Origin of the sequence: Thermosynechococcus sp. PP555 (assembly GCF_031583225.1) — a bacterium.
Taxonomy (GTDB): Bacteria; Cyanobacteriota; Cyanobacteriia; order Thermosynechococcales; family Thermosynechococcaceae; genus Thermosynechococcus.
Genome location: NZ_CP134168.1, coordinates 1,711,894 through 1,727,368, shown reverse-complemented (window position 1 = coordinate 1,727,368; position 15,475 = coordinate 1,711,894). Strand labels below are relative to the sequence as shown.

At 51.8% G+C, this 15,475-nt stretch carries 11 protein-coding genes and 1 pseudogene; 7 read left to right on the top strand and 5 right to left on the bottom strand.

Annotated features, from left to right (window positions below):
* Positions 1-26: 26 nt before the first annotated feature.
* Genes RHH27_RS08480 through RHH27_RS08460 form a run of 5 tightly spaced genes read left to right on the top strand, consistent with a single transcriptional unit; the run spans position 27 to position 4,688 of the window.
* Entirely contained in the window at positions 27-1,433 is a 1,407-nt protein-coding gene (locus RHH27_RS08480) for a UbiA family prenyltransferase (RefSeq protein ID WP_302678043.1), read from the top strand.
* Positions 1,430-1,837, top strand: a complete 408-nt coding sequence (locus RHH27_RS08475) for a GtrA family protein (RefSeq protein ID WP_206199777.1) — start codon at positions 1,430-1,432, stop codon at positions 1,835-1,837. Before RHH27_RS08480 ends, RHH27_RS08475 begins: the two co-directional genes overlap by 4 nt.
* A complete protein-coding gene (locus RHH27_RS08470) occupies positions 1,815-3,173 on the top strand; it encodes an FAD-binding oxidoreductase (protein WP_302678042.1) in 1,359 nt (452 codons plus the stop codon). The genes RHH27_RS08475 and RHH27_RS08470 overlap by 23 nt, the downstream gene beginning before the upstream one ends.
* Positions 3,170-3,904, top strand: coding sequence for an SDR family oxidoreductase (locus RHH27_RS08465; protein ID WP_302678041.1), 735 nt, complete (start codon positions 3,170-3,172; stop codon positions 3,902-3,904). The genes RHH27_RS08470 and RHH27_RS08465 overlap by 4 nt, the downstream gene beginning before the upstream one ends.
* A 7-nt stretch (positions 3,905-3,911) precedes the next feature.
* Positions 3,912-4,688, top strand: coding sequence for an S-adenosyl-l-methionine hydroxide adenosyltransferase family protein (locus tag RHH27_RS08460; protein WP_302678040.1), 777 nt, complete (start codon positions 3,912-3,914; stop codon positions 4,686-4,688).
* Here RHH27_RS08460 and RHH27_RS08455 read toward each other — a convergent pair.
* Both RHH27_RS08455 and RHH27_RS08450 read right to left on the bottom strand, forming a co-directional pair.
* Complete coding sequence (locus tag RHH27_RS08455; protein WP_302678039.1) at positions 4,680-5,930, bottom strand: VWA domain-containing protein; 1,251 nt, start codon at positions 5,928-5,930, stop codon at positions 4,680-4,682. The genes RHH27_RS08460 and RHH27_RS08455 overlap by 9 nt on opposite strands.
* 72 nt (positions 5,931-6,002) lie before the next feature.
* The gene (locus RHH27_RS08450; RefSeq protein ID WP_302678038.1) at positions 6,003-9,014 is read right to left on the bottom strand and encodes an SMC family ATPase; all 3,012 of its coding nucleotides are present in this window, start codon (positions 9,012-9,014) and stop codon (positions 6,003-6,005) included.
* An 89-nt stretch (positions 9,015-9,103) separates the two neighbouring features.
* On the opposite strand from RHH27_RS08450, the gene RHH27_RS08445 reads away from it, so the two are divergent.
* Both RHH27_RS08445 and RHH27_RS08440 read left to right on the top strand, forming a co-directional pair.
* Entirely contained in the window at positions 9,104-9,712 is a 609-nt protein-coding gene (locus tag RHH27_RS08445) for a Uma2 family endonuclease (RefSeq protein WP_302676165.1), read from the top strand.
* Positions 9,713-10,209: 497 nt separating this feature from the next.
* A complete protein-coding gene (locus RHH27_RS08440) occupies positions 10,210-10,611 on the top strand; it encodes an AbrB family transcriptional regulator (RefSeq protein WP_206199770.1) in 402 nt (133 codons plus the stop codon).
* 10 nt (positions 10,612-10,621) lie between these two features.
* Here the strand turns inward: RHH27_RS08440 and RHH27_RS08435 are convergent, their stop codons facing one another.
* From RHH27_RS08435 to RHH27_RS08430, 3 genes and pseudogenes are all read right to left on the bottom strand, one after another.
* Positions 10,622-14,269 (bottom strand): hydantoinase B/oxoprolinase family protein, encoded by a 3,648-nt coding sequence (locus tag RHH27_RS08435; RefSeq protein ID WP_302678037.1) that lies wholly within the window; start codon positions 14,267-14,269, stop codon positions 10,622-10,624.
* 45 nt (positions 14,270-14,314) lie between these two features.
* Positions 14,315-14,752 (bottom strand): annotated as a pseudogene (locus RHH27_RS13390) (DUF2290 domain-containing protein).
* Positions 14,727-15,437 carry a hypothetical protein gene (locus RHH27_RS08430; protein WP_302678036.1) on the bottom strand — a complete coding sequence of 237 codons (711 nt, stop codon included), beginning with the start codon at positions 15,435-15,437 and terminating at the stop codon, positions 14,727-14,729. The pseudogene RHH27_RS13390 and the gene RHH27_RS08430 overlap by 26 nt, the downstream one beginning before the upstream one ends.
* Positions 15,438-15,475 lie beyond the last annotated feature (38 nt).

Here is a 15,475-nt window from a genome sequence, read left to right as displayed (position 1 = left end):
ATAGCGCAAGTCTTAAACGGTAAAAGATGGTTTATCTTCTTATCGATCTAGACAATACACTGCTGAGGACGGATATTTTGCTGGAATTAATCTGTTCTTCTTTGGCTCAGTCTCTAGTTATATTCTTTCAAATAAGAAGCTTTCATCGCGCCCAAATCAAAAGAAAATTAGCTAAACTCTCTGAAATAGATGTTACAGCACTGCCCTATAACTCGGAGGTTATTCAGTATATCCAAGCTTGGAAAGCAAAGGGGGGTAAGGTTGCTCTCGTCACTGCCACTGATCAACTCATTGCTGATAAGATTGCTGCCTATTTAGGGCTTTTTGATGAGGTTTATGGGTCTGATGGCCAGCTTAATTTGAAGGGAGAGCATAAAGCAAGGTTTATCGTAGAGCGTTTTGGTGAGAAAAATTTTATCTATATGGGGGATTCTGAGGCTGATTTGCCCGTTTGGGCAGTTGCGGCCAAAGCAATTACCGTCAATGCCTCACCTCGGCTGCGCAAGAAAGTAGAGCAAGTTAATTCTAATGTTGAACATCTAGGTACTGCAAAACGAAGCATTCAACCCTACCTGAAAGAAATCCGCCCCCATCAATGGGTGAAAAATAGTTTGGTCTTTGTGCCAATGCTCGCGGCACATCAATTTGATTTACCAACCTTTTGGATTTCGCTGGTGGCAGTGGCTGCTTTTAGTCTGACGGCGTCCAGTGTCTATGTCTTAAATGATCTTTTGGATTTGCAGGTCGATCGCGCCCATCCCCGCAAGCGTCATCGTCCCTTTGCTGCTGGAGATCTTCCCCTCTGTCATGGCATCTGGATGATTTTGGTGCTTTTAGGACTGGGAATGGCGATCGCCACCACCATTAGTTGGCCATTTCTGGGCATTCTGCTGGCCTATTATGGTCTCACAACTGCCTACTCCTTTTACCTAAAGCGACGGATTATTATTGACATTTGCACGCTGGCTGGTCTTTACACCATTCGCATCTTTGCGGGTGCGGTTGCCACAGGAATTTCCCTCAGTGTCTGGCTTTTGGCCTTCTCCATCTTTTTCTTCTTTTGCCTAGCAACAGTCAAGCGGCAAGCAGAACTGGTGGATCATCGTCACCGCAAACAACTCAAGGCCAGTGGTCGGGGCTACCACATTGACGATTTGCCGATTATTAGCATGATGGCCATTGGGGCGGGTTATGTCTCAATTTTGGTGCTGGCGCTCTATATCAACTCTCCCCAAGTGCAGCTTCTTTACACAAGACCACAGGTGCTCTGGGGCATTTGCTGTGTGCTTCTATACTGGATTACAAGAACCATTATGATTACCCATCGGGGTTTGATGCACGATGATCCAATTGTTTATGCAATTAAAGATCGCCAAAGTCAAACTTGTTTCTTGATCTGCCTAGTTCTCTTTATTCTTGGTGGGATTCTATGAGTTTGCAAACTCTGATTATTCGCTATACAGTTTTTGCGGTTATTGCCACCTTTATGAATTTATTTTTTCAAAGGGTGATATTACTCATTGATAATAGTTTCCCTTATTTTATAACCGCAGTGGCGGTGGGTACCCTCGTGGGTTTGGTAGTGAAATACTATCTGGATAAGCGCTGGATTTTTTTTGATCATAAAAAGGGTGTGCATCACTATAGCCGTCAATTTAGTCTGTATGCTTCGATGGGGATTTTCACAACGGCCATCTTTTGGGGATTTGAAACTGTCTTTTGGTTGATTTGGCAAAGCCATTTCATGCGCGAAATTGGCGCCATTATTGGTCTAGCCATTGGCTACGTGGTCAAGTATCACTTAGATAAACGATATGTCTTTTCCCATCACCCCTAGGAGCTATCTACAACCGCTCTGCGGCTGGGGACGTTATCCTGTGCAGACCTGTCATGTGTATTGTCCGCGCTCAGAATCCGAAATTCTGCAGCTGCTCAATAGTGGCTTGTCGCTCATTGCCCGCGGTAATGGCCGCGCCTACGGCGATAGCGCCCTCAATAGCGAAGCAACGCTGCAAATGCGCCACTTCAATCACCTATTGGGGTTTAATCCGCACACGGGTCAATTGATTGCTGAGGCGGGGGTGCTGCTGGCGGAGATTTTAGAGATCTTTGTGCCTCGCGGTTGGTTTCCCTTGATTACCCCCGGTACAAAGTTTGTCACCGTGGGGGGCATGATTGCGGCTGATGTTCATGGCAAGAATCACCACAAAGAGGGCAGTTTTGTTCACAGTTTGGACTGGCTGGATCTCCTCACCAGCGAGGGGCAAATTTATCGCTGCTCCCCTTCCGAAAATCAGGATTTGTTTTACTGGACGGTGGGGGGAATGGGCTTGACGGGGGTGATCCTCAGGGCAGCCTTTCGGTTGCGCCCCATTGAAACCGCTTGGATTCGCCAAACCACCCGCATCGCCAAGCATTTAGACGAGGTCATTGATCTCTTTGAGGCGGCTCAGGACGTGACCTACTCCGTGGCTTGGATTGATTGTCTGGCGACTGGTTCGCAGTTAGGACGGTCTGTGCTCCTGCTGGGCGAACACGCCACACGGGAGGAGTTGCCAGCCAAATATCGCCAAAGGCCACTGCGGACTCCGCAACGACGCAAACTCTCGATTCCCGTGGATTTTCCCAATGGTGCCTTGAATTCATTGACCGTGCGTGCCTTTAATCAACTGTATTTCCTCAACAGTCAACGCAAGGCGGGTCAGTCCTTTGTGGATTGGGATTGCTTCTTCTATCCCCTTGATAGCTTATTGGGATGGAATCGCATCTATGGGCGGCGTGGTTTTGTCCAGTTCCAATGTGTCTTGCCCCTGAGCACTGCCCGTGAAGGTTTATCGGCCTTACTGCATTGCACGTCAGCTGCAGGAGCGGGATCCTTTCTGGCGGTCTTGAAGAAGTTGGGGGATCAACAGGGTTATTTTTCATTTCCCATGGCGGGTTATACCTTGGCCTTGGACTTTCCGATGTCGCAACGCACCCTCAAGGTTTTGGATCAACTGGAGGAGATCACCCTACACTATGGGGGTCGCTTTTACCTTGCCAAGGATAGCCATTTAACGCCGATGCGCTTGCGCCAGTCCGATGCTCGGGTAGAGAGGTTTGTTCAAGTTAGGAATGCCCATCAGTGGCAGGTCAACTTTGCGTCGGAACAGTCGAAGAGGTTACATCTATGAGGGCGCCTGTGCTGATTTTGGGGGCAACTTCCGATATGGGGCGGGCGATCGCCCACCGCTTTGCGGCTAAAGGCTATCCGATTCAATTGGCGGCACGGCAGGTGAGTCGCCTAGAGCCAGATAAAGCAGATCTGGAAATACGCTACGGCGTGCCCGTCAGTGTCCATGAATTTGATGTTTTAGCGGTGGAGACCCATGCAAGTTTTATCCAGCAACTCCCGGAGCAACCAGCGATCGTGATCTGCGTTGTTGGCTTCATGCCAGACCAAAAGGTATGTGAGCAAGATTTATCCCTTACCCTTGAAGTGATGCGCACCAATTATGAGGGGCCAGCCGTTATTTTGAGTCTCTTTGCTAATGTGTTTGAGCAGCGGGGGTTTGGGACGTTAGTGGGGATTTCCTCGGTGGCGGGGGAACGGGGGCGGGCAAAGAATTACTGCTATGGCTCTGCCAAGGCGGGGTTTACAGCCTTTTTGTCGGGGTTGCGGCATCGCCTTGCCAAATCGGGAGTTCGAGTCTTAACGGTTTTGCCGGGCTATGTGAGGACACGGATGACCGAGGGCATGAAGTTGCCCCCCCTACTCACTGCTCAGCCGCAGGAAGTGGCCACTGCTATCTACACAGCCATAGAAAAAAAGAAAGATGTGATCTATGTGCGACCCATTTGGCGCTGGATCATGGTGATCATTCGTTGGGTTCCTGAACCCTTGTTTAAGCGACTGTCTCTGTAAACCGCCCATGGCTTGCTGCATTACCCTGCTGACGGACTTTGGCCATCAGGATGTTTATGTCGGTGTGATGAAGGGGGTGATTTTAAGTCTTTATCCCCAAGCCCAAGTGATTGACCTGTGCCATGAAATTCCGCCGCAGGATTGTCGCACGGCCAGTTTTCAACTGCTGCAAGCGGTACCCTATTTTCCCCCGCAAACGGTGCATGTCGTGGTGGTGGATCCGGGAGTGGGAACCCGTCGGCGGGCGATCGCCCTTGATCTGGGGATCGGGTATTGTGTGGGACCCGATAATGGTGTCTTTAGTCAAGTGTGCGATCGCTATCCCCCGCGGCGAGTAGTTGAACTCACCCAGCCGCAATTTTGGCGCACCCCCAACCCCAGTGCTACCTTCCATGGGCGGGATATTTTTGCCCCCGTAGCCGCCCATTTAGCTGCAGGAACCGATTTGGCGCGCCTTGGCTCTGCCATTGAGCCAGACAGTTTGGTGCGCTTGCCCCATCTCACCTATGAGATCACCCCCCAAGGCATCCAAGGTTGGATTCAAGCCATTGATCACTTTGGGAATGTGATCACCACACTCCCTGCGGCGCTTTTAGCCAAGGGCTACCACCACATTCAGATTCAGGGGCAGCAGATTCCCCTCGTCCACACCTATGGTGATGTTCCACCTCAACATCTGATGGCATTAGTAGGCAGTCATGGGTTTATTGAGCTAGCCGTTAATAGGGGCAATGCCCAGTCGCTCTTAGGCTGCCAGAATGGCGATGCCCTGTGGCTAGTTTGAGGGGGGATTGCTCAGGACGGTTTTTGAAGCAATGCGGGTGCGCTTGAGGGCGGCTTCACTGAGGGTAGATTGTTGCTGTAGCTCTTGAGCCGAGGCTTCAAGGACTTTTGCTGCTTCCGTATCTCCCATTTGCAGAGCCGTTTTGGCAGCACTTTGCAAAAAGGTGGCAGCGCCCGCGGTATCTCCCGCTTGCAGCTTTGTTTCTGCCAACTGGGTTTTGCGGTATTTTTCGAGGGTGAGTATACTCTGCTGTACTTCTGGATCCACTTGGGCGATGTGATCGGGTTCTGCCGTGAGCGTCAGGGGAATCCTCTCGGAGAAAAGGCCCGTGGCTTGCTGCACGGGGTCATCGTAGCGGACTTGGACAAAACCAATGAGGTGAGAGCCTGGGGGCAAGGGTTGGGTACTCAGGGTGATCAGGAGTGTGCGTTTGACGGTAGCGGAAACATCGCCAACCCGAATCACATACTCGTGGGGGGTGGGGCTGTCGTAGGTGAGTTCAATCGTATCGGGAGCCACTTGGTTGACTGGTTTGAAGTTCCCTAGTTGTGCCGCCTCGCTCAGGGTCAATAGGACATGGGCATTGGTGTAGTCCACGCTGCTAATGTGGCTAAAGAGCGCTTGAAAACAGGCGATCGCCTGCTCCGCATATTCAATAAAGACTAAACGCCCTGCTGCCGCATCAGCAATCTGCTCAAGGACATCCTGATTCCAGTGAACGCCGAACCCCAAGGTATTAAACGTAATGTTGTACTCTGCTGCCAGCTTGGCCAGTTCAAGGCAGCGTTGGTTATCGCCGTGCTCATTTTCGCCATCGGTGAGCAAAAAGGCTTGGGAGATGGTTCCCTGTTTGGCTTTGGCCAACTCTGTCAGAGCCAGTTTCATCCCCAGATCAATGGCAGTGCCACCACTTGGCTCAAGGGTTGCAATTTGCTCCTTGATTGCGGCTTTATCCTGCACAAATTGATTGGGCACTAACACCTGAGCTTTGTGATCAAAGGCCACGATACTCAGGCGATCCGTCGGCAGTAACCGATCCACCAAGGACTGCGCGGCTCGCTTGACCATTGCCAAAGGTTGCCATGCCATTGAGCCACTGTGATCCAAAATCAGGCAGAGATTGAGAGGAGCGCGCTGCTGTTGTTGTCGCTGTGCCGCTAACGTTAGTTCCAGTTGGCGCTGTGCCCCCTGTCCGGCACTGACAATGGGATCGCTGAGTTTGGCAATAAGTTCAACCGTCATTGGCAAAGTGTGCTGTTGCTGACCCTACTCTACCATTTTGCCGATATTGTGCCGCAAGCTGCTACCCCTGTCCTAGGTAATGATGCTGAGTTGGGAGGCTCCCCCTATTTTGGTGACTTCGATGCGGGTTTGAAAAGCTTCTTTGAGGGCAGGCACATGGGTAATGGCGAGGATGCAGTGAAATTCAGGGGCGATCGCGTTCAGGGCGGCAATCAGCCGTTCACAGCCCTGGGCATCTTGAGTACCAAACCCCTCATCAATAATGAGAAACTGAACATCACTGCCGGATCGCTGTGCCAACAGTCGGGCCAAGGCTAAACGCAACGCAAAATTGATGCGAAAGGCTTCACCCCCCGAATAACTTTCGTAAGGTCGAGTCCCTTGGCAATCGGCAATGAGAATATCGAGGGTCTCAATGGGCTTAGTATCAGCGCCACTGCGCCGCCGACTGCGTTGGGTAATGAATTGGACATGGAGTTGATGGTTACTCAGGCGGCCTAGGATATGGTTGGTTTCTGCCTCCAGATGGGGCAAGACGGTTTCAATGAGCATGGCAGGAATGCCATTTTTGCCTAGGGCTTGGGCTAGTTCGCAGTAGAGGCGGTATTGATGGCGGAGGTGGGCAAGGGTTTGCTGTCCCTGTTCGTATTCCTGGGCTAGGCGATGGAGTTGCTCTAATTCAGCGGTGAGTTTGCCCTGCTGGGCAAGGTTAGCTTCGAGGGTCTGCTGCTGCTTCAGGAGTTCCTGTTGACGTTGGTTCAGCTCGGCGGCAAGGCGGCTGGCGGCGCGTGCAGTGTCCTCAAGGGTAGCAAGTTTGTCAGTAATGCGTTGCAGTTGTTCCCGTTGTTGGTGCAGCGTTTCCTCTAGGTGCTGGAGGTCTTGGCGGAGTTGGGGTTGGCGCGATCGCCCCCGTTGCAGGGTCTGATAGGCCTCATAGTCCGGTTCTAATGCCGCCAGTTGTGCCTGAATTTGGGCATGCTGCTCAGGATCGTAGGCTAAGGCCGCCAACTGCTGATCAATGGTGGCCAAGGTTTGTGACAAGGGGGAGAGGGTTTCAAGGGCATTGAGTTGGCGTTGCAGTTCTTCCTGTTGTGCCACTAGGGCCGGCAGTTGTTGCTGAATTTGGCGGTATTGCCGCTGCGCTTGGCGGAGTTCCTGTTCCTTGGCTTCGGCCCAACGCCATTTTTCCACTTGCCCGCGGGCGATAGCCAAATTTTTCTCATCATAGTTCAGGCGTTTCAGTTCCGCCTCAATGGCTTGCAGTTCCCCAAGGGTTTCCTGATGGCCGTTCCTCAGCTGCCGCTCAATCTGCTGAATTTCTGCGGCCAAGCGATCCAATTGCGGTTCTAAATCCTGTGTGCTCTGGAGTTGCTGCTGGAGTTGCCCCCGTTGCTCAAACAGTTGCGTCAGTTGCGAGATCTCATAGCCCACGGTAATATATTCCCGCCGTAGGACTTGAATTTCCCGCTCGGTGACCGCCAATTGCTCACGAATCACCCACAACTGATTCAGCAGATCCTCTTTTTCGGCGGCATTGCGGCGCAGGACAGCTTCGTGGTGCTCGGCATCGAGGGGACGTTGACACAGGGGGCAAATCGCTCCCGGCTGATTCAGCAGTTCTAAGCGCTGCTCCAGTTGATTAATTTGCCGCTCATATTCCCGCTGGCGGGCTTGCAGTTGCTCTAGGAAGCGGCGGCGCTCTAGTCCCTTTTCCCGCACATGGTCTTGATAGATGCGCTGTTTTTCAAGGGTTTCAATCTGGGCAGTAATCAATGTCACTGCCTCTTGGAGAGCGGGTTGTCGTTCCACCTGTTGATGGAGATGCCGCCACAACTGTTGCAATTCATCGCGCCGGCTGCGGAGGCGTTGTTCCTGCTGTTGCCGTTCCAGTTCAAGGCGCTGTTTGGCTTGCAGAAGGGGAAAGACTTTTTGTTGAAGCTCTTCCTGGGCTTGGAGCTGAGCGCGCGATCGCTGTAACTGTTCAAAGGCAGCGACAATCTGATTTTCTTGCTTGAGGAGCTTTTCCAACTGCTGGCATTGTTCCAGAAGAAATTGCTGCTGGCTTTCCAACCCATGCAGGGTGCGTAGAAGGTCTTGGCGCTGCTGGTCGAGGTTCTGCTGGTAGCGATCGCGCTGTTGGCGCAGCCGTTGATAGTCAGCAAAACACTGCTGCAATTGCACTTCAGCGGTTTTCAGGCGCTGCCATTGGCTAACGGCGGCTTCCAAGAGGGGGGCACGGGCTTCTAGATCCGCAATCGCGGCCTGTTCTTGGCGGAGCGTCTGGCATTGCTGTTCTAGATGGGCAATGGTGGTTGCCAAGGTGTCTCGCTGCTGTTGCAGGTGTTCATAGTCCCGCTGTTGCAGTTGATAGACGTGGTAGGCGGCCTGTTGCTCTTGGAGCCGTTGTTGACACTGCTCGACTTGCTGCCGTTGCTGTTGAATCTGCTGGCTCACCGCTGCCTGTTGGGCGCGTAACTGCGGTTCTTGGGCGAGTTGCTCCCCTAGGCTCTGGAGGCGTTGTTCCAGAACGCTGATTTGGGCTTTGTAGTCACGGGCGCGATCGCGAGCCGCCTCCGCTAGGGTCTCGTATTGATCCAAGCCTAAAAGGGTGGCCAAGAGTTGCTTGCGCTCACTGGGGCGTTTGGCCATAAATTCATCGGCACGGCCTTGGCGCAGATAGGCACTGTTGACGAACGTGGCGTAGTCAAGGTGCAGAATTTGAATGATTTTTTCCTGTGTTGCTCGTAGCGATCGCCCCGTTAGCGAGGTATAGCCCGCTACTGTTTGAATCTGCAACTCTAAAACCGTATGTTGCTCGCGGCGCCGCAACCGTACCACCCGATAGGTCTGCCCCTGAACGCTAAACTCAAACGTCACTTGGGCTTCCATTTCGCCGTAGTAGATCACATCATCCTCACGGCTAGCGCGGCTTTGCCCCCACAGTGCCCAGGCGATCGCCTCAAGAAGCGAGGACTTGCCCGCCCCATTAGCACCACAAATACAGGCCAGATGTAACCCCGCAAAGGGAAGAGTGGCTTGGCGATAGCTGAGGAAATTGCGCAATACCAGTTGACGTGGAATCATAGGGCACCACACCCTTGATGTTTCCACAGTTTAGGGCATTCTCTAGCGAGGAATGCGTCACTTCTGAGACTCTGCCTAAAATTAAGATCATGATCACTACTACTTGCCAACCCACTCCAACCCCCCAACCAGTGCGATTTACGGTGCAGGACTACCACCGTTTACTGGAACTTGGGTTTCTGAGGGAAGATGACCACATTGAGCTAATTCGGGGGGAACTGGTGCGCATGGCGGCAAAGGGAACAGCGCACGAAAGCTGTCTGCGGCGATTATTGCGAATTTTACCGAAGATTGTGGGCGATCGCGCCACGCTTCAGTGCCAGTCGCCGATTACGATTGCCTTTGATGGTGAGCCAGAACCCGATGTGGCGATCGTTAAAAACCAAGAAGATGACTATGCCTCAGCCCATCCCACACCTGCGGACACGCTCCTTGTGATAGAAGTGGCGGATTCATCCCTAGAGTACGATCGCACAGTGAAACTATCGCTTTATGCCGAAGCCAAGATTCCCTATTATTGGCTGTTCAATGTCAGCGATCGCACACTGGAAGTCTATAGCGAACCTGCTGAAATTACACCACGGCAGTTTGGCTACCTCAGCAAGAGAATTATTCCGACCAGTGGCGTTGTGCAATTGCCGCAGTTCCCCGAACAAGTGCTTGAGCTTGCTTCTATTTTCCCAAATAGTTCACAATGATCAGCAGGCCAACTCGGGTTGGACACTCTTGGGCTTTTCCACCTCACACTGAAGCGACTGTTGTGAGCGTATTCAATTCTTGCAAAAAGTGCCGTAAGTTTGATTAGCGTCATTGTTTTGAAGGATAGAGCATCTACCGCCCTTATCTTAAATAGGGGACACATAAACGCTGATAGAAATCTCTTCCGTCGTGACTCTTGTAGTGTTGAGTCTGTGGACACCTGTGAAAAGGGCTGTAAAAGAGGTGGCGTACTTTCTACACTAGCCCTCACCTTTTTTGAGCCTCTTGCGTCTCTGTGAAAAGAGTGTCAATGTAACTCGTCTAAAGGAAATGTAAAACCCTGACTCAAGGGCGATCGCAACTTGAATTCTGAAAAAAATTATGGTTTGCTAAAAGTAGACACTCATTCATTACGAGTCCGCTGTCAGACTTTGGCACTCTTTGATTGAATCGCCAATGAATAGACAGTATTGGATCATTGAAAAGGTAGGTTAAAATGGGACGCAAACAAGTAGAACCCTTGACAGGTGCTGCTTTATTAGAGAAGTACAAACAATTGGAACATCTCAGCCACGAGGAAAAAGCAAAGGCCTGTGGCTACTATACGATCACCCAAAGTGGTAAGGAGCGCATCAGCAAAATGAAGTTTAATAAGGCGCTTCTTGAAGCCTTGGGGATGAATCTTGATACGAAGTCAGGACGTGGTGGTAGCCGAGGCGGTCGCAGTGCTAGTTATCGAATCACGGTACAAGCCAATGGTAATTTGCTCATTGGTTCAGCTTATACCAAGCAAATGAATCTCAAGCCGGGGGATGAATTTGAAATTACCCTTGGCCGTAAGCACATTCACCTTAGACAAGTGAGCAGCAACGGTCAACCCACCGACGATGAAGATTAATTTGATATATCTAATCTGAGAGTTGAGGTACCCCAAAGCCACCACCACCTGGGGTACAAATGCGCAGGCGATCGCCCGCTTGGACATTGATTGTGGCGGTTCCTAGTAAAAGATGGGGAGTCTGTCCGAGTTTCAGCCATTGATTTTCACCTACCGCACCGCATTCACCTTCAAAAAGCCCGAAGGGGGGAATTTTGCGCGACTGGCTGAGGAGGCTGACGGTCATGGGTTCACGAAACTCAAGGACACGAATTGCCCCATCTCCTCCCGGTTGCTGCCCTTTGCCCCCACTGCCCCGGCGACGGCAAAACTCCCAAACAATCACGGGGTAGCGGTTTTCTAACACTTCGACATCGGTGAGTCGAGAGTTGGTCATGTGGGTTTGCACGGTACTGGCTCCGGCAAAGGTGGCTCCTGCCCCAGCGCCGCCACAGATGGTTTCGTAGTATTGATAGCGATCGCTGCCAAAGCTGAGGTTGTTCATCGTTCCCTGAGCCGCTGCCATAATGCCGAGGGCACCGTAGAGGGCATTGGTAAGGGTTTGCGAGGTTTCGACATTGCCAGCAACCACCGCCGCCGGAAACTGGGGGTTCAATAGTGAGCCTTGCGGCACCCGCAGTTCAATGGGACGCAAACAGCCCGCATTCAGGGGAATGTCCTCTTGTACGAGGGTTCGGAAGACATACAGCACAGCTGCCTTGGTAATGGCAAGGGGAGCATTGAAATTGTCATTGGTTTGCGGGGAGGTGCCCTCAAAGTCGAGGCAAGCGGTGCCTTCGGTGCTATCAATGGTAATTTGCACCTGAATTTGGCTGCCGTTGTCCATCGCCACGCAAAAGCGACCCCCTTGGAGCGATCGCAGGCATTGGCGCACACACTCAGCGGCATTGGCTTGGCTAAATTCCATGTAGGCAGCCACAACCTCGCGACTATAGCGATCGCACAGGGTAATCAGTTCTTGTACCCCCCGCTGATTGGCGGCTATTTGAGCTTGCAGATCCGCCAGATTCTGCTCAGGATAGCGAGCCGGCCAAGGGGCTTGGCTCAACAGTTGATAAATGGCGGCCTCTTGAAACTCCCCGCCCTCCACCAGCAGCACATTATCAAAGAGAATGCCCTCTTGACGGACATCGGTACTATTGGCCGGCATGGATCCAGGACTGATGCCCCCAATGTCAGCATGGTGCCCCCGTGAGGCAACAAAGAAGGCAGGTTGCGCTTCCCCCTTGAGAAACACCGGTGTAATCACGGTAATATCCGGCAGATGGGTGCCACCGCGATAGGGATTATTTGTGGCAAACACTTGACCCGCCCGGAGGGTGTTGCCTTTCTCAGCCAGCAGTGCCTTAACACTTTCGCTCATTGACCCCAAATGGACAGGGATATGAGGGGCATTGGCCACAAGGTTGCCGGCAGCATCAAACAGAGCACAGGAAAAATCCAACCGTTCCTTAATATTGACCGAGGCACTGGTTTGCTGGAGTGTTACCCCCATCTGCTCAGCAATGGCGCGAAATAACTGTTGAAAAATTGCAAGCTGCACTGGATCCGCAACGGTGGCGGCAATCTGCTTTGACGGTGCCGGGGATTCTTGCAGGGGACGCAGCCACAGCCCCCCTTGATCATCCACTTCGGCCTGCCAGCCTGCCTCAACCACATTGGTACCCGTAGCATCTAAGATCAAGGCCACCCCTGCAATGATCTGATGGGCAGGGAGGCGATCGCGCTCATAGACGGGTGCTTTGTGCCATTGGCCTTTGCTGTAAACCGACACATGGGCAAGGGGCGTGAGTTCTGTGGCGGCATGGGGCATCGTGACCGCTGGAACTGCTTGAACAGCAACGGCTTCAACTGCGACTTGACCGATGCGGAGCGATCGCCCCCGTATAGTAAACCCATAGCGATCGCGATGGGCTTGGGCAAATGCGGCTGCCATCCTTTCCAAATCTGCCCAGGGCACCCAGAGGATTGTATCTGTCCCCACATAACCTAAGCCGATGCGCACTTGACTTTGAATCTGCGGGCGATCGACCCCTTGGGCAACAAGTTCATCTATTGCTTGCCCTTTTAGCTGCTCAATTTGGCCTTGCAGCTCCCCCAGAACAGCGGCGGTGAGGGGTTGTTCAATCGTTTGCTCCTTGAGTACCCGCAGCTCCGCCTGACCAATGCCGTAGGCCGAGAGCACCCCCGCATAGGGATGGAGATACACCTGCGGCATTCCCAACACCTCGGCAATCAAACAGGCGTGTTGGCCGCCGGCACCGCCAAAACAGCAGAGGGTATAGTCGCGCACATCGTGCCCCTGCTCTAGGGAAATTTTCTTAATTGCCTGTGCCATGGTATTCACGGCCACTTCAATAAAACCAGCCGCCACATCGGCAACACTGCGGGCATCTCCGGTGCTCTCGTAGATCTCTTGGCGCAGTTGAGCAAATTGCTGTTCCACCGTCTCGCGATCCAAGGGCTGTTGACCATCGGCGCCAAAGACAGCGGGGAAATAGGCGGGCTGAATTTTCCCCAAGAGGAGATTGGCATCGGTCACCGTGAGAGGTCCGCCGCGACGATAGGCAGCAGGTCCGGGATTGGCACCGGCAGAGTCTGGCCCCACTTGGTAGCACCCCTTATCAAATCGCAAAATCGAGCCACCGCCGGCAGCGACGGTATGCACGGCTAGGAGGGGCGATCGCAGCCGCACACCCGCAATGGTCGTTTCCTGCCACCGCTCATACTCTGGCCAAGGGGCATCCGGATTGTGACGATAGTGGCAGACATCTGTCGAGGTGCCCCCCATATCTAAACCAATCAGCCGCTCAATCCCTGCGGCTAAAGCGGTGCGCACCACCCCCACCATCCCCCCAGCAGGGCCTGAAAGCAGACTATCCTTACCGCGCAAGCAGGCCGCCGCCACCACACCGCCATTGGACTGCATACAGTAGAGGGGAATCTCCCCCAGCTCCCCCTGCACCCCCTGTAGATAGCGATGCAGCACCGGCGACAAATAAGCATCCACAACAGTCGTATCGCCCCGGCTGACCAGCTTGATCAGGCCACTTACCTCGTGGGACACCGACACTTGGCTAAACCCCATCTCCCTTGCCAAGGCTGCCACCTGTTGTTCATGGTCAGGGTAGCGGTAGCCATGCACGAGCACAATGGCGCAACTGCGGATGCCTTGGTCATAGACCGCTGCCAATTGGGGCTTCAGGGCTTCTAAGTCAAGGGGGACGAGAATTTCCCCTTGGGCACTCACCCGTTCTTTGACTTCAATGACATGGCTGTAGAGGGGCGGCGGTTGCTGAATCGCTAAGCCAAACAGATCCGGGCGGTTTTGGTAGCCAATGGCTAGAGCATCCCCAAAGCCTTGGGTAATTAGGAGCACCGTTGGCTCGCCTTTGCGTTCTAAAAGGGCATTGGTGGCTACCGTTGTCCCCAGTTTCACAATTTCAATGGCTTCACTGGGAATGGGGGCATCCGGCGCCAACCCCATGAGAGTACGAATTCCCGCTACTGCTGCATCGCGATACTGCTCTGGATTCTCTGAGAGCAGCTTGTGCACCACCATTTGACCATCGGGACGGCGGGCGACAATATCCGTAAACGTGCCCCCGCGATCGATCCAAAATTGCCATTTGGCTTTCATTGCAACCGCATTGTTCATGATCACTCTATATCAGGAATGACAACGTGAACCATACCACTTTCATCAATTTTTTGCATCGCCCAAAGTTAGATGACAAGCTGGGTGTGTCTTATTGATAGCCGCTTGCTGATCAAAGTCAAACCGTAAAGGAAAAGCAATAGTACGTCTATTAATAATCTAAAGGAAGTGCGTGTCTTCAAAATAAGATGCTGGATCTTCTTGAAATGGCAGTAATTGAGAAGATAGATAATAAGCAAGGCGATGCTGAATGAGAGTATTTCTTTGGAACCGATAAATAAGTTGAAGCAATCCACCATCAATCATTTTTACACTATAGTATCTATTATTTTTAAGTATTTGGTGAATTACTGAATAATCCGTTTCACTTATTACTAATGCAATGTTTTCACAGTGATCAAATTTGACATCCCATATGGATTTGGGGTGCCTAACTATCTTAGGAAAGTTTTGATCATTAATTATACCAGTACCAAATAACATCATAAATTTCTGGTACTTTTGTGACTGTATCAAGTGCTAGCTGGCAAGCACTGTCAAAAGCTTTTTCACCACTATCAAAACGACTCCTAGCTGTTGAAAAATCAAGAAACTCACTACCCGTAACTCTACAAAATTCATAATAAAGTCCATCCCGTTCTTCATCCCCCTTAGCTCCCCATGCGTTAACTATCCGCACTTTTGTCCAGTCTGGTTCCTCATTGGTTTGCGATATACAGAACTGATTAATTAGGCGCTTGAATTGTCCTTTTAAGGCTCTCGTCTGGAAGGTTACTGCAATGTACCAATCAGGGTGTTGACTATGTAAATAAGCAGCCTTTAGAGCAAGGATAATAGTTTTACCGGAGCCTGCTAAGCCACGAATCCGTTGGACGCTATCAATGGTTTCAATCACCGCCCGATGTTGCTGATGGTCGAGGGTAGCAATTGAATCTTCTAGTTGCTTAAGCTTTGCTCCACGAGAATTCGGTCTATTAATTTGGCGTTGCTGAGACTTTTTCCGTAAAGAGGAGAGATTCTCAATGGCTGAAAGTCCTTCTGGTGTCGGTAGAAGATATCCCAGAAAACACTCTCTGTGGATGTTTGAGATTGCTTGAAGTGCATGTTCAAGTGCTTTAGAATCAACTGGCTTATTGTTAATGCCGTGGATGCAATGAATCTCATTCATAATTGATTATTTATGAATTTAAAGCAAAAAGGGTTGTA

Coding starts and splice junctions, on each gene's coding strand:
- RHH27_RS08480 (WP_302678043.1), top strand. CDS start 27: ATGGTTTATCTTCTTATCGATCTAGACAATACACTGCTGAGGACGGAT.
- RHH27_RS08475 (WP_206199777.1), top strand. CDS start 1,430: ATGAGTTTGCAAACTCTGATTATTCGCTATACAGTTTTTGCGGTTATT.
- RHH27_RS08470 (WP_302678042.1), top strand. CDS start 1,815: ATGTCTTTTCCCATCACCCCTAGGAGCTATCTACAACCGCTCTGCGGC.
- RHH27_RS08465 (WP_302678041.1), top strand. CDS start 3,170: ATGAGGGCGCCTGTGCTGATTTTGGGGGCAACTTCCGATATGGGGCGG.
- RHH27_RS08460 (WP_302678040.1), top strand. CDS start 3,912: ATGGCTTGCTGCATTACCCTGCTGACGGACTTTGGCCATCAGGATGTT.
- RHH27_RS08455 (WP_302678039.1), bottom strand. CDS start 5,930: ATGACGGTTGAACTTATTGCCAAACTCAGCGATCCCATTGTCAGTGCC.
- RHH27_RS08450 (WP_302678038.1), bottom strand. CDS start 9,014: ATGATTCCACGTCAACTGGTATTGCGCAATTTCCTCAGCTATCGCCAA.
- RHH27_RS08445 (WP_302676165.1), top strand. CDS start 9,104: ATGATCACTACTACTTGCCAACCCACTCCAACCCCCCAACCAGTGCGA.
- RHH27_RS08440 (WP_206199770.1), top strand. CDS start 10,210: ATGGGACGCAAACAAGTAGAACCCTTGACAGGTGCTGCTTTATTAGAG.
- RHH27_RS08435 (WP_302678037.1), bottom strand. CDS start 14,269: ATGAACAATGCGGTTGCAATGAAAGCCAAATGGCAATTTTGGATCGAT.
- RHH27_RS08430 (WP_302678036.1), bottom strand. CDS start 15,437: ATGAATGAGATTCATTGCATCCACGGCATTAACAATAAGCCAGTTGAT.